The organism is Pseudoalteromonas sp. NS-SX12 (genome assembly GCF_057367955.1).
The window spans coordinates 1,882,228-1,905,382 of sequence record NZ_CM170634.1; the positions used below are offsets into that span (position 1 = coordinate 1,882,228).

Genomic DNA, 23,155 nt, shown 5'->3' on the forward strand with positions numbered 1-23,155 from the left:
GGTGAGCTATAACTTGAACTATAGTTACATATTATGAATAGCTCACTTTCAAGCTTTTGGGTAATCGCCCTTAACCGATTAATTGACCGCCTTGGCACAGGTAAAGCTGGGGCGGTCATTTTTGTTTTAATTCAACTGATTGCGTTAGCGGTAGCCTGCACTTATTACTATATCTCGTTAGGCGAAGTGCCTTGGTTGGAAGTTGTGGGCATGTTGGTATTTGCCGCAATTCTAGCGCCATTATTTATCATTTCTATCTTTGATATTAACCATCAATTGAGCGCCTCCAATCACTATATTGAAAGTGCGACCAAACAAGAAAAGCTACTTAACCAAAGCCTAAAAGAAAACATTCGTCGTTTAAATAATGAAATTGACGACAGAAAATTGGCATTCCAAGCAAAGCGCCGAGCGATTGAAGAGTTGCGCCGAGAAATTGCTGAACGTAAACGCACACAACAAGAGCTAGATGAGCAAGAAGTGTTGTTGCGCTCAATTGTGGATTCATCTCCCGACTTATTTTATTACCGCGATAACTCAGGCCGTTTTGCAGGTTGCAACAGAATGTTTGAAGAGGTGATGGGGTTGTCGTCGGATCAACTTATTGGACGTCGCGCGGATGATATTTTTGGCAAAGGGTTAACACCATCGGTACTTAATACCGACAACGAAGTTCAACAAAACCATGTTTCTGTCACGCTAGATGTAAGTTGCCAAGTTAATAAAGAATTACGCTGGTTTGAAATGCGTAAGGTGCCGTTCTTTAATCCAAATAACGAATACATAGGCCTGCTGGGTTTTGGTCGAGATATCACATCGCGTAAGCGCGCAGAGCAAGATCTCGAAACTGCATATAAAGACAAGGGTAAATTTATTGCAACCCTGAGCCACGAGTTGCGTACACCGCTTAATGGTATTGTTGGTTTAACTCGCATGCTACTTGATACTGAGTTAAACGATGATCAGCGTAGCTGGTGTAACACAGTATTTTCGAGTGCAGAAACCCTTGGCAATATATTCAACGACATAATCGACCTCGATAAGGTGGATCGAGAGCAATTAGACATAGCATGTGAGAGCGTCAATCTTGCTGATTTTCTCAATGACATCTTTAATTTTGGCGGCTTAATCGCGCAACAGAAAGATCTTGAATTTAAAGTACACCAAGACGGCGTGTTTGATGTACATGTGGAAATCGACCCGACCCGTTTACGCCAGGTATTGTGGAATCTTATTAATAATGCGGTGAAGTTTACGCAGCACGGAACCGTCACTCTCGATTGTAAACGTGTTTATCGCGGTCACACGTCTTATCTCGAAATTAGTGTGAGCGACACAGGTATTGGTATCGCCAAGGACGAGTTAAGCCGAATCTTCGATTTATACTATAAAGTACCTGATTTATCAGGGGGCAATGCACTTGGCTCTGGAATTGGCTTAGCGGTGTCACGTGCACTTATTTTGGCTATGGAAGGCGATATTCACGTTGATAGTAGTGTGGGAGAGGGCAGTACCTTTAATATTGAAATTCCATTGGTATTAACCGAGCAGCCAGTGCAACAAGTTTATGATGGGCGTCCACTAAATATATTATTAGTAGAAGATGTGCCGCTTAACGCAGATATCGCAATTAACTTGCTAGAGCAGCGTGGGCATGATGTGATTTGGGCGGAAACAGGTGAAGATGCACTTTCGTTCATCGAAACCGAAGATGATTTAGATTTAGTGCTGCTCGATATGCAGTTGCCCGACATTAATGGCGACCAAGTGGCGCGAATTGTACGTTCACGTGAAGAGTTTGACCATTTACCATTAGTTGCATTAACTGCAAATGTGCGCCGCGCTGAGGAAGATTTAGCAGGTGTTACTATGCAAGGGTCATTGGCTAAGCCGATTAATACGCGAAAGCTTGATGGAGTACTTGCAGAGTTATTCCCTCATTCAACCAAAGAGGTTGAAGTAGAAGATAAGAGTCACGATAAAAAGTCTACGCTGATTACAACACAGGATAGTGAATTACTAGATGTTGAAACATTAGAAGATTTTGTTGAGTCTATGGGCGCTCAGTCTTTCTTACGTGGTGTGCAGTTGTTTGAAAAGCTATGGCCAAATTACTTAAAAGAGTTGGAACAAGCCCTTGAGCATAAGCAGTACAGCGAATACAAGTCAGTTGCCCATAAACTAAAAGGTGCGGCAGGCTCAGTGGCTTTAAAAGTAGTGCAACAGCTCGCAAAGCGAATGGAAGACAATGCTGAGACTGCTGAGGATAGTCAATTAGCACAGTGGTTGATTGAGTTAGTTTCAGATATAGAAAAAGGGCTTAAAGCCCTTCATCAAGTATTGGATTTAGCTGATTAACTAATTAGTCAATCTTACCAATAAAGCGGTAGCCTTCACCGTGAATTGTGCTGATAAGCTCTGGTGTGTTTGCTTCGCTTTCGAAATGCTTACGAATACGACGAATCGTTACATCTACTGTTCTGTCATTAGCGCGTAATTCACGACCTGTCATGTGCTTAATTAGCTGCTCACGGCTAAAGATACGACCAGGAGCGTCAAGCATTAAACGTAATGCGCGATATTCACCTTTAGGTAAGCGCTTAACATCACCTGTTGGCGAAGTTAAACAACGGCTATTTTCATCTAGCTCCCAGCCATTAAAGGTAAGAAGGCCAGAACTATTGCTTTCGATTTCGTCGCCATTTGAGTTAGTGCGCGTTAAAAGGTTACGTGCACGAATTGTCAACTCGCGTGGGTTGAATGGTTTAGTTATGTAATCGTCTGCACCAATTTCTAGACCAAGAATACGATCTACGTCGTTGTCACGACCAGTTAAAAAGATAAGACCAATATTACGTTGCTGACGAATTTCGCGTGCTAAGATTAAGCCGTTTTTCCCTGGCAGATTGATGTCCATGATCACCAAGTTAATATCATCATTTTGTGAAATACGCTCGTGCATTTCTTCACCGTCAATGGCTTCTAGCACTTTGTAGCCTTCAGCTTCAAATAAGCTGACAAGATTTAACCTAGTTACGTCTTCATCTTCGACGATTAAAATCACAGGCGTTTGCATTCTTATTTAACCCTTATAGGTAAATTAAAATTATTTTCAGTAACTACTTACATTTTAGGATTATAGGGGCTAACACATTAGTAAACAAGTTTTCACGACTAGTGAAAGGGTAGATTTGTGACCTTAGGGGAGATTTTGCAATAATTTGTCGAAGTTAAGCTTTCTGATGCGGATTTTTAGCGTATTGCTTGATAAATTATGCGCACTATTTGGCATGTCATAACCAAGCATTGCATCGCACTCAAACATAGACATTAGTATAGTGCTTACTTAAATAAGCGCGTTGAACAGAATTAAAATGTTGCGTTTTTGTGTTGATTTATCGCTTGACGTTAACACGAGTTTGTTGCACATAAATTGATCGCGCTAATAAGTCTAACTAAAAACCAGAATGCAACTTGTTATCACACTCTCAGGTTATTTAATAAGATGCTACTTTTGCTAATGCCAATAAACGTGCATTAAAACTAATAATGTTTTCGTCCAACTTGGTTTGGTTTATGTGCATACGTATTTTCTTTTGTTCTTGCACTAATGCCATCAGGGCGCCCGCGCTTAACGTTGATTCTTGTTCGCCAACGGTAATTGTGTGATTCGTTATTTTCTCTAAATAGCGGTCGGTATTTTTAATGTCTTTTGATAAGTATAAATACGAGCACTGTTTTAGTTTATCTGAATCTAAATCTAATGTATCAATAACCTGCAGGGAAAAGTTAAGTCTTTGACGTAGCACCTGCTGTTGCGCATTGATCAATTCGCCAACAGGGCCTAATTGTTCGGCAAAACAAAAAGTTATTTCGTAAGGTTTATGATTTGGATCTGTGTAGCGTACGAAAGAAGGAATTTGCATTAAGTAGGCCGCCCGCAATTGCTCCGCGGTTTTTGCTGATACAAATGAGCTGAATAATCCAATAACAACAAGCAGTAGCAAACGCATTACTGAGCTCCTTGTTTGATTGGTAATTCAATTACGAAATGCGCACCTGTTTGTGCTTCGGTATCGAGTTTAATGCTGCCATCAAGGGCTTGGGTTACCAAGTTATAAACTAAATGCAAACCAAGGCCACTGCCACCTTCGCCACGGCGTGTTGTAACAAACGGGTCGAAAATACGGTTGCGAATACTAATTGGCACACCATTACCATCGTCTTGGTAGTCAATTATCGTAGTATGTTCGTTTGCTGATACCGTTATGACGATATTACCTTGCTGCTCGGGGCCAAATGCATGGATTAAACTATTGCTAATAAGGTTTTCAATAATTTGTTGAATAATTGGTGGTTTTGTCCAAATTTCAAGGTGTGTATCACCTTCAATACTTACCTGATGTGGGAATTTGGTTAATTCACCGCTAAGTGTAGTAATGACCTGATTAATAAAATCGTGAAGGTGGATTAATTTATCTTCTTGCGTTTCGTGGGTAACAGCAAGTTGCTTAAAGCTTGAAACCAGTTCAGCAGCGCGATTTAAATTACGATAAATTAAATCTAAGTTTTCAACACCATCTTCAATAAAACGACTCATATGAGATGAGGTAAGGGTTTTATTTTCGAAATTAACTCTAAGCTCTTCAAGCTTGTCTTTTAGCAAAGTAGAGCCAGTAATACCCAATCCAAGCGGGGTATTTACCTCGTGAGCAACGCCCGCAACCATTTGCCCAAGCGATGCCATTTTTTCGTTTTCGACAATTTTTGTTTGGTACTGGTGCATTCGCTCAAGCGTGCTGAGCAGTTCTTGATTGGCCTCTTTTAAGGCTTCTGTACGCTGGTTAACTTTCTGTTCAAGGTTTTGGTTTAACTGTCTTATTTCTTGCTCATCTTTTTTCTGACGTTCTAACTGCGCTAACGTTCTGGCAAATAAGGTATTGATGCTCTTAGCCAACAAATCAAGCTCAGTAATTTTGGCAGTAGGTACAATGACATCGTAATTTTTGTTTTTTGAGACATCTTTAACCACTGTACTGAGTGCTTCAATCGGACGTGAAAAGCGACGCTGAAAGGTGAGCGTTATCAGCAATACAGAAAGCAAAATAACAACGCCGACAACTACATCAACTGAAATTCTATTTTTTAGTGCTTCTTGAATCGGCGCATCGGTTCCCAGTATATACACATAACCGTCAATTTTAGGGTTAGCACTAATTACGTTATCGTTGTCATCGGTTCTAATTGGATAAATTACTTCAATATTGTCGCCATCAATATTTGAGCTTACTCGGTTAGTGAGCTTTTTGACTTTCGAGGCTATAGGAGGATTTTCACCAGTGTTGTAGGTTGCAAAAAGTGAGATTGCACCACTAAACTCATCAACTTGATAAATGTGAATGTTTTTAATGTAATCAATCTTTTCATAGGCTTTTAACTGCTTTTGCATTTCGTCTTGATCGAGAAATACTACGGGCACATAAGCATTAAAAGAGATAATGCCGGCAATCGTATTTAGCTCTTCAATCAGATTTTTTTTCTGATTAGAGACGTCTAATACTGTACTTACGATAACCGAAAGCAATATGCTTAAAGAGGTGATGACAATCACCGCACGGCTTAACGCCTTTCTAATTGTTATTGTTTTATGATTATTTTGCATATGGCATTAAGTTTTCAGGGTTAATTTCATATTACTGAGCGCCATCACGTTAAGCAAATTTATTAAATACGTAAGAATATAAATTGGCGCTATTGCAAGTTTAGACGTTAATTTGGTGGATAATCAATAAGGTTATGGAAAATAACAGTTTGGCATTGTGGCAAATATATCAAACAGCGAGATTTAGTCAGTTTTCGCACGACTCGCGGACTAACCGTGTTTTAGTCGTTTTGAGTGTTTGGAATGCGCACGGAAAAACCTGCTCTGCCATGCAAAATCGCAAACTGGCGGCCTTTGTTGCTGCGCTACTTAGAAAGCGAGGGATTCAGTTTCAAACTCTTTGGGGAGGCTCAGAGAATATGTGCTATCGCGAATTAACTTTTGCTTTTTATGTAAGTAATACAAACGATGCGTATGTCTTTGCAAGACTCGCTAAGCAAAAGGCGTTTTATATTGTGAAAAATCGCAAACTTACTTTATGTGCGACAAATAAACGCTATTTGCCAAAAACGCTTGGCAACGTAAAAGAGTATTTGGTTGCTGTGGCGAAAAGGCAGTTAATCTATGCTAATAATCAGGCAATTGCTGAATAAATCGTGAATTTTTTGTTGTCTTTTAGTTTGCTGAAGTCACCAAACTCATCACGCAATGCATCGGCATAGGGTAAAAAGCTGTTAGCAACAATAAGCAATTCACCGCGTTTATTTAAGCGCTTTTTTGCATCCGCGATAAACAGTTGGGTGATGTCGTAGTTAGTTGAAAGGCCAGTATGAAATGGCGGATTAGAGACAATATAGTCAAATTTTGCATTTATTGATGAAATACCATCAGCCAGTTTTAATTCGGCATTTACCCCATTTTTGGCAAAGGTTAGCTCTGCAGCTGCCAATGCAAGCGCACTTACGTCTGATGCAACAATCTTACACTCAGCATAGTGCTTGGCTAAAAATGTAGAGATAACACCACAGCCGGTTGCAAAGTCCAAAAGCGTTTTAGGATTGTTTAGCTTAATTGTTTCAAGCAGCAACTCAGTCCCTTTATCAAGTTCGCCGTGGCTAAATACGCCTGGTAAAGTTACTAAGCTGAGCAGTGTTCCCGCAACATTGATTTCGAACTGTTTTGCGTAGCTGGCTAGTTGGAAATCAGGATTAACGGTTAAACCTGTGAACTGAAACAAACTGCAATGACGAGCCGAGTCGACTTTACGGGAAAATTGCGCATCTGCTTTAAGTTGTTTTACAACAGACTTAACGCCACCTTTGTTTTCACCAACTACCAATAAGCGTGTTGACTCTGTACTGATAGCACGAATGTTATCAAGCAACATTTGCGCTTCAGCTTTTGCTTTCGGATAGTAAAAAACTACCAAGTCGAATTGCTTTTTAGGCAAGCTAGCAGCAATTACTTGTTCAAAATTATCGTTTTGAAAATGGGTTTTGTTGGTCAATATGCTGGTAAACCCGGTGACAGATGCGTTCGGGTATAGGTCGCACAGCTGCTCAGCAAAGCCATCGTTTACATGGTTTACTAATAAAACAGATTCGGCTTCTAAGTATTCTTGATTGCGAATTAATACTTGGCTGGCAGCTGATAGCATAGTGTTATACCTTTCTTTCGAACATTAAGTCCCAAACACCATGACCTAAACGGTGGCCGCGCTGTTCAAATTTAGTCAATGGACGGTCGTCCGGACGCGGTACGTAATCGTTAGTTTCTGATTGGTTTTGGAACTTTTCAGCCGCAGTCATCACTTCTAACATGTGCTCAGCGTAGTTTTCCCAGTCAGTTGCCATGTGGAAAACACCACCGATTTTAAGTTTGCTGCGCAGGTTTTCAACGAATTCAGGTTGCACAATACGACGCTTGTGATGGCGCTTTTTATGCCATGGATCAGGGAAAAACAGCTGTAACTTAGCGAGTGAACCATCGGCAATGCAGTCGGCAAGTACTTCAACTGCATCGTGCTCATAAACACGTAGGTTTGTTACGCCGGCTTCGCTTGCATCCATTAAACATGCACCTACACCTGGGCGGTGAACTTCAATACCGATAAAGTTTGTATCTGGCGCATTTTTTGCCATTTCAACTAAAGACTTACCCATACCAAAGCCAATCTCAAGTACAACTGGGTTGTCGTTGCCAAACACTTTGGTGAAATCAAGCAGGCCGTCTTGGTGGTTTAATCCCGTAGTCGCCCAGTTATCCTCAAGTGCTTTTGCTTGCCCTTTGGTTAAACGACCTTCGCGTTTTACAAAGCTGCGAACTTTACGAATGTATTTACCTTCTTGTTCTGCTTGCTCTAAAGCAGTTTTAGATGTATCGCTCATATCTCACCGACGTTGAAAATTTGGTGGCGTATTATCCCTGCAACTTGCTTTTAGCTCAAGTAACCGAACGGCTTTTTTATAAGAAATAGCAACAATTCCTTGAATTTTCAGTTTGCCTTTATAGACTGGCGACGATTTTGATGAAATCTATTTAGGGTCGTGCGTGAAAATAGAAAAGAAAGAAAGAGAGTGGTTTTCTAACCAAGTGGTTGAATGGTATCACTTATATGGTCGAAAGACGCTGCCATGGCAACTCGGCAAAACGCCATATAAAGTATGGGTGTCGGAAATTATGTTGCAACAAACCCAAGTGATTACGGTTATTCCATATTTCGAACGCTTTATGGCAAGTTTTCCTACAGTGCAGGATTTAGCGCAAGCAGACGAAGATCAAGTGCTACATCATTGGACTGGTTTAGGGTATTACGCACGTGCTCGTAACTTGCATAAAGCTGCAAAGATTATTGTTGATAAATACAATGGGCACTTTCCAGAAGACATTGATGAAGTTATTGCATTGCCAGGCATTGGGCGTTCTACCGCGGGCGCTATTTTGTCACTATCTCTTGGCCAACATCATCCGATTTTAGATGGTAATGTTAAGCGTGTATTGGCGCGCTTTTTTATGGTGTCAGGTTGGTATGGTGAAAAGAAAGTAGAAACCTTATTGTGGCAGCTTTCAGATCAAGTGACGCCAAAAGGAAATGTGGTAGAGTTTAATCAAGCCATGATGGACTTGGGAGCGAGCCTTTGCTCTCGTACCAACTTTGATTGCGATCCTTGTCCATTAGTTGATAAATGTGGCGCACATAATGTCGAACGTGTAAAAGAGTTCCCAAATCCTAAACCGAAAAAAACCAATCCAACAAAGTCATGCTTGATGGCAATTGTTAAAGTAAATAATCAAGTGCTAATGGAAAAGCGTCCATCATCGGGTATTTGGGGTGGGCTATTTGGCTTTTTTGAATTTGCTAACGAAAATGAATTAGAAAATTGGCTGTTAAGCAATGGGTTGGCAGGTGAAAAAACATATCTAGATGAGTTTAAACATGTGTTTAGTCATTTTAATTTAATGATTACACCTGTTGTGATTGACGTTACTAAGCTGCCATTGAATGTCGCTGAAAAAGAGGTTTTGGCTTATAACTTAACGCAGCCACAAGAAGTGGGGCTTGCTACGCCTACAAAGAAAATAATTAAAACTTTAACCAGAAAAGGGTAAACTGAAAACAAAGTTTACAGTGAGATTGATTATGGCACGTATCGTTTTTTGTCAAAAGCTACAAAAAGAAGCAGATGGTTTAGATTTTCAACTTTACCCAGGTGATGTGGGTGAACGCATCTTTAATAACATTAGCAAAGAAGCATGGGCTCAGTGGCAACACAAACAAACTATGCTAATTAATGAAAAACATCTAAATATGATGGATCCAGAACATCGCGGGTTTTTAGAGGAGCAAATGGTTGGCTTCTTGTTTGAAAACAAAGATGTTGAAATTGAAGGTTACAAACCGGTAGAAAAATAAAAAGGCGCCAATTGGCGCCTTTTTTGATTTTTGTTTGCTGCTATTAGGGTCTGTTGACCTTTCAAGTTCGTTTTTGCAGCAGTTTGATTGGGTTTTCTACAAGGCAGAGGCTGCGTGGCATAGTTATTCTATGTGAGCCAGCCGATAACACAGTAGAAAAGCCAATCAAGCGCTGCCGAACGGTTCTTTTGAGCGCACTTTTCTCATTGTTGCTCGATATTCGCTTAGATTACTAGGCCACACATCGAGCGCCGCGATAAAAGCACGCTCAAACAGAACAAAAATAGAACAGCAAAGATCAACAGACCCTAGTTATTCAGGCTATTTTTCAAATAGTCATGTATAAACTCATTGGCTTCAAAGAAGCTGCGCTCAAGCTCATCAGCGTAATGCGTTAAGGTTACGCTAGCAATGTCTCTTTCTTGATTAACAAGTGTTTCAATCGCTTGTGCTGCATTGGCAACGCTTACTGCACCAATGGTTTGTGCTGTTGATTTTAATTGATGTGCGAGTTTACCTGCTTGCTCTACATCTTCTTGTTTTAACGCACGTGAAATATCAAACGCGAGATCTTGCCCGTGTTTAGCAAACATATCTAAATAATGTTGATGCTGCTGAACATCATTTCCAACATAACTGATTAACTTTTCGATTAAAATAGGTGTAGCGGTGGTTTGTGCTTGTCCCTGCGGAAGCCATTTATCCATTAGCTCTTCAAGTACATTTAGCTCTACTGGTTTAGTAATGTAGTCGTTCATGCCGCCTTCAATACACTTTTCTCGCTCACCTTTTAGGGCATTAGCAGTAACTGCAACTATGGTAGTCGCAGTTTTTAGGTCTTTACGATACGGAGACTCTTGTCTAATTTTACGCGCTAAATCATAACCAGACATTTTAGGCATATGTAAATCGGTTAATACAAACTCGTACTGGCCGTTTTTCCACATGTCAAAACCTTCTTCACCATTCGAAGCAATATCTACACTGTAACCAAGTAAGTTAAGCTGGTCGCAAATCACTTGTTGGTTCATTAAATTATCTTCAACTAATAATACTTGGCAATGCCCTTTGTTTTGGTGATTCGTTAACGGGCTAATTTGTTTCTTAGTATTAATAACTTTAGGAGACTGCAGCCCTGCAGCAATTAACAATGAGTTAAAAAAGGCTGTTTTACACAGCGGCATTGCCGAAAGGTAAAATAGGTTGTTTAAACTTAGTTTGGCTTCGGTTAAGCGGCCTAAAACAATTGCTTGCTGTTTATGCTCTTCTAAGTTGTAGGCAATTTTACGTAGCAGCTTATTTGCTTCATCCATGTCATGTGTGCCATCAAGCACCCAGATCAGACCCTGTTTAGTTTGCCATTCGGCAAGCTCATCAGATATTTGATTGAACGGTGTTATCTGTGCTCCTAAATAGCTTAGGTAAGATTGTAAACGCTTCTTATTAATGTCTGTTGGGCTAAAGAGTGCAATTTGACGCTTTTGTAAACGTCCGCGGTTACCTTTTTTCGCTTCTGAATCTTTGGTGAAAGGAATGCTCACAATAAATTCACTGCCAAGACCAAGCTCAGAACTAACGCGAATGGTGCCGTACATCAATTCCGTTAAGCTTTTACAAATTGAAAGGCCTAAGCCAGTACCGCCATATTCACGAGTAATGCTTTCTTCAGCTTGGCTAAAGGGTTGGAAAATACGCGCAAGTTGCGTTTTATCCATGCCTTTACCGTTATCGCTAATAATAAAATCGATAGTATCGAAATCATGGCTATTTGAGGCAAGTTTGGCTTCAATAGACACTTGCCCTTGCATATCACTATTGGTTTGGGTGAATTTAATTGCGTTAGAACACAGGTTATATATTACTTGGCGCACGCGCACGGCATCACCAAGCACAGATTCTGGAATTTCGGGGTCAATAAATAACGAAAGTTCTAAATCACTCTTGTGTGCGATCGAACTCATTACTTTTGCAACTTCTTCAACAACATTAACAACGCTAAATGGTTTGTTTTCAACCGTTAGTTTGCCCGCTTCAATTTTAGAAAAGTCTAAAATGTCGTCCAAAATTCCTAACAGCGAAAAAGCAGATTCACGAATAATGCTACTAAGCCTATGCTGAGAGCCTGTTAAGGTTGTATTGCGTAATAAATCAATGGTGCCAATGACACCATTCATTGGTGTACGTATTTCGTGGCTCATGGTTGCAAGGAACGTTGTTTTAGCTTCGCTTGCACGCTCAGCAACTTTAATTGCTTTTTCTAGTTCTTGGGTGCGCGCAACTACCTGATGCTCAAGACTAGATTGTAAGTCTTGTAATTCGTTTTCAGCCTTAATATGCAACTGCTCGCTCTTGTTTACCGCATCAAGTAGCAAGTTAACGCGTTCAGCAGTGGGGGCAAGACCTAACCCGATATTTGTATCGACGCGAAGTTGATAATCACCTTTTTCAGTAATGACGCTAATTTCTTTATCTAGCTTTTCTGTATTCGAGATGATTTTTCGTGAAAGTGCGGTTGGTAAAAAGGTAAAACAAAAAATGCCGCTTAAAATAGCTAATGCTGTCCAAAGGTATGCTGCGGTTGGCGAAGTAACCGTATTTATGATTTGTGATGGTTTTTTGTATTCGATAACAAGTAAGCCATGGTTCTTTCCTGCAAGGGTTAATTGTTGGCTTACGGTAATGGCGCTATCTGTTTCGATTGCGGCGGTTTTGTTTTCAGGGTTTGAAAAGTTGCCACCAGTTTTACTGATTAGCTGTAACTCGTCACGTTTTAAGTTGTAAAGGTAGTAATCAATTCCTTTATCGACGGATTTTAAAGAATGAAGAATTTGAATCGCATTATTAAAACCAAATCGGGTGATGGCATCAACCAATGGTCTATCAACTTTATCTGCAATGGTTTGAATATCGAGTTTGGTGTAGCTGGGGAGTTGTGGTTCGTTAGTCTGTATTTTGGAAAAGCTGTTTATTGCCATATATAACGATGCGGCGAAAATTATAAAAACAATGGCATTAATTGTATGAATAGCTTTTAGCGATAAAAACTTGTTAGTAAGCATTTTAAAACCTTACTCCAGTAATAGGGGCTTCTTTGGATATTATTGTTGCTTTATTTGTACAAGGCCAAAAAATTATGTTTTTGACCCAATTACTAGTACAAAATACCGATAAATCTTACTATTACATACGAATTTAGCAAAGTGAAATCATTTGTAGTGCTTTGTTTGTGTTCAATTTGGCGGATAAGTGTGCAAACGAAAATGAATGTTGAAAAAAGTGTTGACTTGAAGCGGCAAAACCCGTTTAATACGCCGCACGCCCAGACAGGCAGAACGCAAAAGCAAGATGCGAGTAGCGCTCAAATGTTTAGTGAAATTAGTTTCACGTAATGCCCAAGTAGCTCAGTCGGTAGAGCAATTTGGAATAGCATTGAGAATCCTTTTTAGATTTTCTAGTTTACCGAATTAAAACGCCCAGATAGCTCAGTCGGTAGAGCAGAGGATTGAAAATCCTCGTGTCGGTGGTTCGATTCCGCCTCTGGGCACCATCTTTTAAAGATGACCAGTTTTAGTGTGCCTGCTTAGCTCAGTTGGTAGAGCAACTGACTTGTAATCAGTAGGTCGCCAGTTCGACTCCGGCAGCAGGCACCATTTATTTACTCGCAAGAGTGTACTTTAGCAGTACTAAAATAGCTAATGCATTAAAGCGCCCAGATAGCTCAGTCGGTAGAGCAGAGGATTGAAAATCCTCGTGTCGGTGGTTCGATTCCGCCTCTGGGCACCATCTTTTAAAGATGACCAGTTTTAGTGTGCCTGCTTAGCTCAGTTGGTAGAGCAACTGACTTGTAATCAGTAGGTCGCCAGTTCGACTCCGGCAGCAGGCACCATTTATTTACTCGCAAGAGTGTACTTTAGCAGTACTAAAATAGCTAAGCCCAGATAGCTCAGTCGGTAGAGCAGAGGATTGAAAATCCTCGTGTCGGTGGTTCGATTCCGCCTCTGGGCACCACTTATTCTGAAACCCTGACCTTTAGGTCGGGGTTTTTTTATGTCTGAAATTTAGTGTTTTGCGAAATCTCATTATACTAATTGCATTAATTGATAAGTCACTTATTGCGACAGAGAAACGGTTCATAAACAAGGCGAAAAATTTAACATGTAGTTGTTCTACATAAGAATTTTTTAACGCAGTTAATGAGACGTTTAACTCGCTAGAATGACAAAGTAGTTAATAAAATTGGTATGAGTTCGATGAAAAAATACCTACCTGTATTTTCCAAGCCATGCTGCGCATGTTCAAAATTGTTCCTGACAATTTTGTCCGCCTCAATTACCTAGAACCAATTATTCTAACTTCCTTTAATTATTTCTTTTGTTAACTTATATTTTTTAAGTGACTGTTTTAAGTGACTGTTTTAAGTTGACTTTAAGCTCTTTTATCTATTGGCGACTAATTCAATCGTCCATTAACTCCTCACGTACTCGATTAAGTTTTGACGGCAAGCCATTATGATCTTATTGGCAGGTGTTTCTGTATTAGCAATGAATGTAAGTCTATGTAAAGTTTATTGAGACACTTCTTAGACAATTATTAAACTATGATATTGAAGATATTTATTCTCTAGTGAGAAGACACCATGGGCAACAGGTTGAAGCCGCTTTTCAAAGTAAATCTCGTTGTAGGTTTACTGATAACATTAGCTGGCTGTAATACAACAAATAAAATAACGTCAGATTATCGGGCTAACATAAATACCCCCGAAGCATGGCAGGCGCAAAGCCAATACTTGGCGGTGAAAGATAATTGGTTGAACGAATTGCAAAATACGCAAGCGTTCGAGTTGGTTGAAAAAGCACTTGCGAATAACCGCAGTTTGCAGCAAAAGGCATTAGATATTGCCGTTTCGAAGCAACAACTCATTGTGACTGGTAGTGATTTATGGCCAACTCTTGATTTATCGCTTGCAAGTAATCGCCGCTATAATCCAACTACAGACAGCTACTCCAATGGTAATGGGTTAGACCTAAATTTATCTTATGAATTAGATGTTTGGGGAAAATTATCGGCAAAAGAGCGAAACGCTAATTTAAATGTGATGGCATTAGAAGCCGACTACTTATCGCAAAAACAAGCATTAGTTGCTGCTGTCGTTAAAGCTTGGTTTGCCGTAATTGAGGCGAATAACCAAGTTGCACTTCTAAATGAACGGCTTGTGCTTGCACAACAAAATTTAGAGATCATTGAGTCGGGATACCGCCAAGGACTCAATGACGCACTGGATGTGTACTTAACACGCAACGAACTTAACAACGAAAAATCTCGCTTAGTTGCACAGCAAAATACGCAAGTAGAGCGCATTAGGGATTTAGAGTTGCTGCTAGGTGACTACCCATCGGGTTTACTTTCGGTGACTGCTGAGCTGCCGTTATTAACATCAGATATTCCACTTGGTATACCGTCAGAGTTAATCACTCGAAAGCCATCGCTTATTGCAAGTTGGTATAACTTGCTGGCAAAAGATGCGGCGCTTGCCTATGCCCATAAACAGCGTTTCCCTAGTTTAAAATTGACCGGCAGCATTGGGCCAGATAGCAGTGATATCAGTGATTTACTGGCTGGTGGTAATGTTGCGTGGTCGTTGGCGGGGTCACTTACTGCGCCATTATTTAATGCGGGACGCTTAAAAGCTAACGAAGAAAAAACATTGCTCGAACTAAATAAACAAGAGCTTAGCTATTTGGATAGTCTCTATTTAGCATTCCAAAGTGTTGAAAATGGCATTTCAGCTGAGCGTAATTTGCAGCAAAGATACGAATCAACTTTGCTCGCTGCTAATAACGCTAAGCTTGCTGAAACCTTATCATTTGAGCAGTACTTGAAAGGTTTGGTGAGTTATACCACGGTACTTGATGCGCAGAAGCGTTCTTTTGACGCACAAAGTAGCTTAATAACAATCAAAAATTTACTGATAGCAAACCGTGTTGACTTACATGTTGCACTCGGTGGCGATTTTAATGTCGCAGAATTAAAGGAAAACGCTAATGCCAATTAATAAAACACGATTCCCACGTTTTGTAATGCCAGTTTTAATTTTGATTGTGGCGGGCATTATCGTCAGTGTTATTTTTAAAAATCCACCGACAGCAAAGCGTTTTGGTGGCGCTAAACAAGCGCAACTTATTGTTGATGCAAAGACTATTGAACCGCGTTCTTACCGAGTACAGGTAGCAAGCTATGGAATTGTAAAACCGCGCACGCAAAGCGTTTTAGTGGCACAAGTGTCAGGCGAAATCAGCTTTATCAGCGATAGCTTGCGCGATGGTGGTTTTTTCGAAAAGGGTCAAATGTTACTCAGCATTGATGAGCGCGATTATCTTGCTGAAGTAAAAATTGCAGAGGCCAGTTTATTATCGGCAAAGCAAGCGTTAGTTGAAGAGCAGGCGAGAGGAAAGCAAGCGCTGGATGATTGGCAGCGTTTAGGAAGTGGCGATGCACCCAGTGATTTAGTGTTACGTAAACCGCAATTAGCCGCGCAGCAGGCTAACGTATTGTCGGCGCAAGCAAAACTTGAAAAAGCACAGCTTGCACTTGAGCGCACAAAAATTGTCGCGCCATTCTCTGGGCGTGTACTTAAAAAGCATGTTGATATTGGTCAGGTGGTGTCAAACAATGCCCAACTTGCCGAGATTTTCGCCACCGATAAAGTCGAAATTCGATTACCGATTAATAATAAAGATTTAGCCTTTATAAATTTGCCAGAAGTGTATCAAAGTGGTGAAAAAACCAATCAAAATAGCCTTGTTACGTTTAATTCAGATTTAATTGGCGAGCAAACATGGCAAGGCACCTTAGTGAGAACGGAAGGGGCAATTAATGATGCGTCACAACAACTTTATGTCGTTGCTCAAATTGAAGACCCTTACTCAACGCCGGTATCGGGACAAAATCCAGTGAAAATTGGCCAATATGTTAGTGCTATTATTAAAGGTCGTGAAATTCCAAACGCCTTGGTCATTCCAAATAACGCGATTTATCAAGGTAGCTACGTTTATGTGTTGGATAAAGAAAATCAATTACTAAGAAAAGATATCTCTCTTGCTTGGCAGGGCGAAAGTGAGAGTTTGGTCGCAACAGGCTTAATGGCGAATGAGCGCTTGGTAGTAACACCGCTTGGTCAAGTAAGCAGTGGCACACGTGTTGCTGTTATTGGTGAAGCACCAGCAAAAAAACGCGACTCAGAGCAACGTGTAACTAAGTTAAAAGAAATCGCAAAACAGCGCGGAATTACCGTAGAGCAATTAAAAGCGGAACGTAAATCCATGCGTGAACAGGAGAAAGCACTATGATCGCCTGGTTTACACGCAATCATGTTGCCGCAAACTTGTTGATGATCAGCATTTTAATCGGTGGCCTGTTTTCGCTAACAACACAATTACCGCTTGAAGTGTTCCCGTCGTTTGAAACTGATCGCATTAGCGTCAGCATGTCATTGCGCGGCGCAACACCGGAAGATGTAGAGCAAGGTATCACTATTCGCATAGAAGAAGCGGTGCAGGATTTAGAAGGTATTAAAGAAATCCGCAGTCGCTCCTCTGAAGGTTCGGCGTCAGTCACAATCGAAGTCGACACTGGTTACGACCCTCGCGATATGCTGGCCGACATAAAAAGTCGCGTAGATGCAATAAATACCTTTCCAAGTGATGCCGAAAAACCCGTAGTATCACTTGCCCAGCGAAAACGCGATGTGATTAACGTGACAGTTTCAGGCAATTATTCAGAGAAAGAAACCCGTGAATTTGCTGAACAGGTTCGCGATGATTTATTGCGTATTCCGGGCGTAACTCAGCTTGAGCTTGACGGTGTTCGTAACTATGAAATTGCGGTCGAAATAAGCCAAGATAAACTGCGTCAATATCAATTAAGCATTGCAGATATTAGCAATGCGATTGATCGTTCAAGTGCTGATATTTCGGCGGGTAATTTACGCTCAAGTGGCGGTGATATTTTACTGCGCTCGAAAGGCCAAGCGTACTACAAAGATGAATTTGCAAGTATTATTGTAAAGAGCTTGCCAGATGGCTCACTGATCCGTTTATCTGATGTGGCTAATATTCAAGACGGCTTTGAAGAATCACCCGTTCGCACGCGTTTTAATGGTAAACAAGCAGCGTTTATTGAGGTCTATCGCATTGGCGACCAAAGTGCGATTGATGTGGCTGATAAAGTAAAAGAGTATATTCAAAGTCAGCAAGGCAAATTACCCGCAGGGTACGAGCTAAGTTACTGGGATGATGACTCTGTTATCGTCAAAAATCGTATTTCAACATTGACCTCAAATGCATTACAAGGCGGCATTTTAGTGCTTGCTTTATTGACGTTATTCTTACGTCCCGCAATTGCGTTTTGGGTGTTTATCGGTATTCCTGTGTCATTTATGGGTGCATTTCTAGCCATGCCACTTTTTGGCATCACACTCAATATTATGAGTTTGTTTGGCTTTATATTGGTACTTGGTATTGTTGTTGATGATGCCATTGTTACCGGAGAAAACGTTTATACTCACTTAAATGGCTCTGAGTCAGGAGAGGAAGCGGCCATAAAAGGCACACAAGAAGTTGCAACGCCTGTAACGTTTGGCATCTTAACCACAGTAGCGGCGTTTTTACCGCTCGCATTTATTGATGGCGCTCGTGGCGCATTATTTGCACAAATTCCGGTTGTTGTGATCCCAGTTCTACTTATGTCGTTGGTGGAATCTAAATTTGTATTACCGGCTCACCTTAAGTACTTAAAGTTGCGTAAGGAAAAAGGGCAGGTAAGCAAATTTAGTCAGTTTCAACAGAACTTTGCAGATGGCTTTGAACGCAAAATTTTTAAATACTACCGTCCTCTTCTAAACAAAGCAGTGAGTAATAAAGGCATCACATTATCTTTATTTGTGGCGATATTTTTTATTATCTTGTCATTGATTATGAGCGGCTGGACTAAGTTTATTTTCTTTCCACGAATTCCGAGTGAAACCGTACGTGCAAACCTCACCTTACCAACCGGTACGCCTTTTAACGTGACGGCAAAATACATTGACTTAATGGCTGATAAAGCCGAGGTATTGCGAGAAAAGTATCGCGACCCCGATACCGGAGAGAGTGTTATTATAAATGTACTAGCTACCACGGGCGGGCGCGGTGGCGCAACAAACACCGGTGGTGTGCGTTTTGAAATAACGCCACCAGAATCTCGCGCCCTTGATATTGGCTCGCGCGAATTGGTATCCGAGTGGCGCGGTTTAATAGGGCAAATTCCGGGTGCTGAAACGCTAACATTTAGAGCTGAAATTGGTCGTTCAAGCGATCCAATTGATGTGCAACTAACGGGTATGTCTCTGACTACTTTGCAGGAAGTGGCCGACCAAGTTAAAAAGCATTTGGCAACGTACCCTACCGTTTTTGACATCGCAGATAGCTTAAGTGATGGTAAGCAAGAGTTACAATTGGAGCTTACTGCACAGGGTAAGGCGCTGGGTTTAACCCGTACGGATGTAACACGTCATGTACGAAATGCATTTTTCGGTGTTCAGGTGCAGCGTATTCAACGTGGTAGAGACGATGTGCGCGTCATGGTGCGTTTACCACTGAGTGAGCGCAGTTCACTTACTACATTAAATGCGTTGCTGATTGATACGCCAAGCGGTGGTCAAGTACCGTTAAATCATGTAGCAACATTAACGCCGGGTAAAAGCCCATCGAGCATTTATCGTATTGACCGTTTCCGCACGGTAAATATCACCGCGGATATTGAAAAAGCCAATACGAATATGACCGTGTTGCAGGCAGAGCTAAAAGACTTTTTAGATGGCTTAGTTGCAAAGTATCCTGGTGTGCGTCATTCACTGGAAGGTGAAGCAAAAGAGCAGCGCGAGTCGTTTAGTTCCCTTGGTTGGGCGCTGATTTTCGTATTTTTTGTCATTTATGCGCTATTAGCGATACCTTTTAAATCGTATATTCAACCGCTTATTGTTATGAGTGTAATTCCTTTTGGCATGATTGGTGCGGTACTAGGTCATTGGATAATGGCAATGGAACTAACCATTATGAGTTTACTCGGCATGCTTGCGTTAATTGGCGTAGTGGTTAACGACTCCTTGGTATTGGTTGATTATATTAATAAACGACGAAATGATGGCCATGATCTTATGGAAGCCGTGTTAACGGCAGGTGTATCGCGCTTTAGACCAGTAATGCTTACAAGTATTACCACGTTCTGTGGCTTAATGCCGTTATTGTTTGAGCAGCAAACTCAAGCGCAGTTTTTAATTCCAATGGCCGTATCACTTGGCTTCGGTATAATTTTTGCCACGTTAATTACGCTAATTCTGGTGCCAGTAAATTACTTAATTGTTGAGAAGTTAAAGACGGGATATGCAAAACTAACCGAGACAAATCAGCAAACAGCTTAAGTAGCGAGTTACTCTAGTGCCCTAAATATAGCGTACTGAGTGTACTTAAATTTATCGCATTCGAATGGCTATATTTGAGAACTTTGCGCATATTTGGTTGGTACTAAATCTGTTGATGTTCCTGATGCAATAGGTTCGCTAATCAAAAACGTCATTTGTAAAAAGGAGCTTAGGCTCCTTTTTTATTCTTTTTATAAAAATTTTTCGTGATTACATTTAGTCACATGCCTTTTTCTATCCTACTGATAAATAAGTATTAAAAATACTATTGCAGTCAAATCAATAAACCTCTTATTAATATTTTGTATACAAAAGTGTAAAAAAGTATTAATTTATGTAGAAAGTATACAATATATTTTATATAAATTAGCGCGTGTTACGAACTCTCACATCAGTAACACGTACGTAAATTATTTTTATAAATGGCGAGTAAAATAATGAAAACAAATAAATGGGGTTCTCAAACGGGCTTTAAAAAGGCATTACTACCTTTCACGATTTCTTCACTTCTTCTTGGTGCACCAGCACTTATGGCTGCCGAAGAAGATGCAGCAGCAGAACAAGTAGAACGTATTGCAATTACTGGTTCGCGTATTAAACGCGTTGATATGGAAGGGGCGTCACCGGTTATTTCAATTACTGCGGCTGATATGGAATTATCGGGCTTTTCAACAGTAAGTGACGTTTTACGTAACTCAACACTAAACAGTTTTGGCTCATTTGGTGGCGCATCAAACAATGGGTGGAGCTCGCAAGCGCAAGTTGCACTGCGTGGTGCCGATCCTCGTCAAACTTTGGTTTTAATCGATGGCGTTAGACTGACTAAATCACCAGTTACGGGCGGCTCTGCAAACTTAAATATGATCCCAACTGCGGCAATTCAGCGCATTGATATTTTAACTGATGGTGCGTCGGCAGTTTACGGTTCAGATGCCGTAGCGGGTGTAATCAACGTAATTTTAAAACGTGATTATGAAGGCGCTGAGTTTTCAGTAAAACTTGAAACGCCAGATACAATCGATAGCGGCGATTCGCAGCGTTATACGTTTACAGCTGGTGGTTCGTCAGATAAAACATCGTTTGTATTTGCTTGGGAGCACTATAAAGAAGAGCAAGTTCTTTACGCTGACTTACCTTATGCGAAAGCGCAACTTAAAGAAGAAGGGTTAGATCCACGTTATCTTGATAACTGGCATGGTATTAGTCCAACAGGTCGCGCATTAGAGCAATGGTTGGGTAACGCAATCACTAAACCAAGAAAATAACTGTGATGTATATAACGGTCAAGGCTCTGGCACATTTATCGGTCCATTAACGCGTTTATCTGATGAAAGCTACTCAATTTGTGGTTACGACTGGACGCAAGCGGCGCAAGTTTTACCAGAAACGCGTCGTGACTCTGTAATGGCTAACTTCACTTATTCATTAACTGAAGATACAAGCATGTTTGTTCGCGGTATGTGGATGAACCAAAATACAGTCGATGTTTCGGCTGGCGACCCTGCATGGTTCCCAGTAGATGACGCATTGCCAGCACGCACAATTACCACATCAGATGGTACAACACTTAACTTAATGCCGGTGGAAGCGGGCGGTTGGTTCGGCTACCGTATGAATTCAGCGGGCGACCGTACTGCAGATCACAATGACAACTCGCTTGATTTAGCAGTTGGTTTTGACGGTAACTTTGGTGATGTTTACTGGGACCTAAGCGCTAACTATGCACGTTACGATGCATTTACTTGGGGCACAAATTACACAAGTACGCCACAGCTTTCAGGTTCAGTAGGTAGCTTTGATGACGACGGTGTATGGCAAGGTTGGGATCCGCGTGACCCTGAATCTCGTCCACCAGCATCAGTATCAGCAAACTTTGATAAGTTCCGCCGTGCAACACAAACAGCCGTTCGCGGTGGTTTACAATTTGATATCGTAGAATTACCGGCAGGTGCATTGTCAACTTATGTTGGTGCATCACATACCCGTGAAACTTACTACAGCAAAATCGATGGTCAGGCTGAAGCGGGTAACGTAAGTGGCGGTAACGGCGGTAGCGGTGGTGTTGGTTCACGTACTGTTTCTGCAGCATTTACTGAGGTTGCTATTCCTGTTATTGAAGGCATGGAAGTGAAACTAGCCGCTCGTTATGACGATTACAGCGACTTTGGTGGCACATTTAACCCGCAAGCAAATATTAGTTACCGTCCAATCGATAGTCTATTACTTCGCGCTTCAATAGGTAGTGGTTTCCAAGCACCATTATTAACTGATTTATACAGCGATGTAGTGCGCGGTTATGCTGAAAACGAAGTGGATTTTATTGGCTGTTATCAAGATGGCATTAGTATTGGCGATTGTGAATATCGTACATCTTACTGGGCAAGTTCAGGTGGTAACCCAGACTTAGAGCCAGAAGAATCAGATAACACGAACTTGGGTGTAGTTTGGCAGTTCTCAGACGGTTGGTCTCTTTCAGCCGATTACTGGACGCTTGATGTAGAAGGCCGTGTAGATACGATTGACCATGAATTACTGCAAATTATGCAAATTCAAATTTGGGAAACTGAAGGTCAAAACGTACCAATTTCAGCGCGTTTACCGGGTGTTGATATTCTTTACCGTGGTGACAATGTTTCTGAAATTATTAGCCCATTAGCAAACGCTGGTTTACGCGAAAGTGCCGGTCTTGATATGACCCTGACAGGTAAGTTTGACTTTGAAGCTGCAGGTGAACTTGATTTTGACCTAAATTGGTCGCACATGGTGGCGTACAAAACCAGCTTTATTAATGAAGAAGGTGGTGTAGAGCTTGGTGAAGATGAACTTGGTGATGTTTACCGTCCACAAGATCGAATCAACGCTAACATTACTTGGTCACTTGGCGATCACGCTGTAAACCTATACTCATACTACATTTCTGCACAAGAAAATGCGTATGTTGATGATAACGGTGAAAAGCAAGTTACCAATGAGTTGGATTCGTTTACTGGTCACAACTTAACGTACACCTATAACGCGCCGTGGGATGCAACTGTGTCAATTGCTGCGTTAAATGTACTTGATGAAGATACGCCACGCGAAACCAGTTCACCGCGTGAACCTGTGTTATCGCTTTATGATGTGCGTGGTCGTGTATTTACGTTGAACTACACACAGCGTTTCTAACATCAACCTAATTATTAAC

Annotated in this window: 15 protein-coding genes and 5 tRNA genes; 14 read left to right on the forward strand and 6 right to left on the reverse strand. The window is 41.1% G+C overall.

The features are described 5' to 3' along the window. Window positions 1-33: 33 nt before the first annotated feature. Window positions 34-2,358 (forward strand): ATP-binding protein, encoded by a 2,325-nt coding sequence (locus tag AC2IOM_RS08750; protein ID WP_486358134.1) that lies wholly within the window; start codon window positions 34-36, stop codon window positions 2,356-2,358. A 4-nt stretch (window positions 2,359-2,362) separates the two neighbouring features. Here AC2IOM_RS08750 and arcA read toward each other — a convergent pair whose 3' ends face one another. The 3 genes from arcA to AC2IOM_RS08765 form a co-directional block, all read right to left on the reverse strand. Further along, window positions 2,363-3,076 (reverse strand): two-component system response regulator ArcA, encoded by a 714-nt coding sequence (gene arcA, locus AC2IOM_RS08755; protein WP_010559616.1) that lies wholly within the window; start codon window positions 3,074-3,076, stop codon window positions 2,363-2,365. 421 nt (window positions 3,077-3,497) lie between these two features. After that, window positions 3,498-4,013 carry a YfiR family protein gene (locus tag AC2IOM_RS08760; RefSeq protein WP_486358135.1) on the reverse strand — a complete coding sequence of 172 codons (516 nt, stop codon included), beginning with the start codon at window positions 4,011-4,013 and terminating at the stop codon, window positions 3,498-3,500. After that, window positions 4,013-5,662 carry a sensor histidine kinase gene (locus AC2IOM_RS08765; protein WP_486358136.1) on the reverse strand — a complete coding sequence of 550 codons (1,650 nt, stop codon included), beginning with the start codon at window positions 5,660-5,662 and terminating at the stop codon, window positions 4,013-4,015. The genes AC2IOM_RS08760 and AC2IOM_RS08765 overlap by 1 nt, the downstream gene beginning before the upstream one ends. A gap of 134 nt (window positions 5,663-5,796) precedes the next feature. On the opposite strand from AC2IOM_RS08765, the gene AC2IOM_RS08770 reads away from it, so the two are divergent. Next, window positions 5,797-6,255, forward strand: a complete 459-nt coding sequence (locus AC2IOM_RS08770) for a hypothetical protein (protein WP_486358137.1) — start codon at window positions 5,797-5,799, stop codon at window positions 6,253-6,255. Here the strand turns inward: AC2IOM_RS08770 and AC2IOM_RS08775 are convergent. Both AC2IOM_RS08775 and trmB read right to left on the reverse strand, forming a co-directional pair. Further along, complete coding sequence (locus AC2IOM_RS08775) at window positions 6,237-7,259, reverse strand: methyltransferase (RefSeq protein ID WP_486358138.1); 1,023 nt, start codon at window positions 7,257-7,259, stop codon at window positions 6,237-6,239. The two genes, AC2IOM_RS08770 and AC2IOM_RS08775, sit on opposite strands and share 19 nt — an antisense overlap. Before the next feature lie 4 nt (window positions 7,260-7,263). Beyond that, entirely contained in the window at window positions 7,264-7,989 is a 726-nt protein-coding gene (trmB, locus tag AC2IOM_RS08780) for a tRNA (guanosine(46)-N7)-methyltransferase TrmB (protein ID WP_486358139.1), read from the reverse strand. A 163-nt stretch (window positions 7,990-8,152) separates the two neighbouring features. Here trmB and mutY point away from each other — a divergent pair, with 163 nt between their 5' ends. Together mutY and AC2IOM_RS08790 are read left to right on the forward strand one after the other, a co-directional pair. Continuing rightward, window positions 8,153-9,211, forward strand: a complete 1,059-nt coding sequence (mutY, locus tag AC2IOM_RS08785; RefSeq protein WP_486358140.1) for an A/G-specific adenine glycosylase — start codon at window positions 8,153-8,155, stop codon at window positions 9,209-9,211. Between the two features lie 31 nt (window positions 9,212-9,242). After that, complete coding sequence (locus tag AC2IOM_RS08790) at window positions 9,243-9,515, forward strand: oxidative damage protection protein (RefSeq protein ID WP_486358141.1); 273 nt, start codon at window positions 9,243-9,245, stop codon at window positions 9,513-9,515. A gap of 308 nt (window positions 9,516-9,823) precedes the next feature. Here the strand turns inward: AC2IOM_RS08790 and AC2IOM_RS08795 are convergent, their stop codons facing one another. Further along, the gene (locus AC2IOM_RS08795) at window positions 9,824-12,574 is read right to left on the reverse strand and encodes a hybrid sensor histidine kinase/response regulator (RefSeq protein WP_486358142.1); all 2,751 of its coding nucleotides are present in this window, start codon (window positions 12,572-12,574) and stop codon (window positions 9,824-9,826) included. 412 nt (window positions 12,575-12,986) lie between these two features. On the opposite strand from AC2IOM_RS08795, the gene AC2IOM_RS08800 reads away from it, so the two are divergent. The 10 genes from AC2IOM_RS08800 to AC2IOM_RS08845 all read left to right on the forward strand — a co-directional run bounded on the left by AC2IOM_RS08800 (window position 12,987) and on the right by AC2IOM_RS08845 (window position 23,136). Then, window positions 12,987-13,062 (forward strand) — tRNA-Phe (locus AC2IOM_RS08800). A 27-nt stretch (window positions 13,063-13,089) separates the two neighbouring features. Continuing rightward, window positions 13,090-13,165: transfer RNA gene (locus AC2IOM_RS08805), tRNA-Thr, on the forward strand. A 57-nt stretch (window positions 13,166-13,222) separates the two neighbouring features. Next, a tRNA-Phe gene (locus tag AC2IOM_RS08810) sits at window positions 13,223-13,298 on the forward strand. Between the two features lie 27 nt (window positions 13,299-13,325). After that, window positions 13,326-13,401 (forward strand) — tRNA-Thr (locus AC2IOM_RS08815). A 46-nt stretch (window positions 13,402-13,447) separates the two neighbouring features. Beyond that, window positions 13,448-13,523 (forward strand) — tRNA-Phe (locus tag AC2IOM_RS08820). 628 nt (window positions 13,524-14,151) lie between these two features. Then, a complete protein-coding gene (locus AC2IOM_RS08825; RefSeq protein WP_486358143.1) occupies window positions 14,152-15,567 on the forward strand; it encodes an efflux transporter outer membrane subunit in 1,416 nt (471 codons plus the stop codon). Beyond that, on the forward strand, window positions 15,557-16,861 hold the full coding sequence (locus AC2IOM_RS08830; protein WP_486358144.1) for an efflux RND transporter periplasmic adaptor subunit: 1,305 nt from the start codon (window positions 15,557-15,559) through the stop codon (window positions 16,859-16,861). Before AC2IOM_RS08825 ends, AC2IOM_RS08830 begins: the two co-directional genes overlap by 11 nt. Next, the gene (locus tag AC2IOM_RS08835; RefSeq protein ID WP_105171761.1) at window positions 16,858-19,971 is read left to right on the forward strand and encodes an efflux RND transporter permease subunit; all 3,114 of its coding nucleotides are present in this window, start codon (window positions 16,858-16,860) and stop codon (window positions 19,969-19,971) included. Before AC2IOM_RS08830 ends, AC2IOM_RS08835 begins: the two co-directional genes overlap by 4 nt. 437 nt (window positions 19,972-20,408) lie before the next feature. Beyond that, the gene (locus AC2IOM_RS08840) at window positions 20,409-21,236 is read left to right on the forward strand and encodes a TonB-dependent receptor (protein WP_486358145.1); all 828 of its coding nucleotides are present in this window, start codon (window positions 20,409-20,411) and stop codon (window positions 21,234-21,236) included. A gap of 139 nt (window positions 21,237-21,375) precedes the next feature. After that, entirely contained in the window at window positions 21,376-23,136 is a 1,761-nt protein-coding gene (locus AC2IOM_RS08845; protein WP_486358146.1) for a TonB-dependent receptor domain-containing protein, read from the forward strand. The last annotated feature ends 19 nt before the right edge of the window (window positions 23,137-23,155 follow it).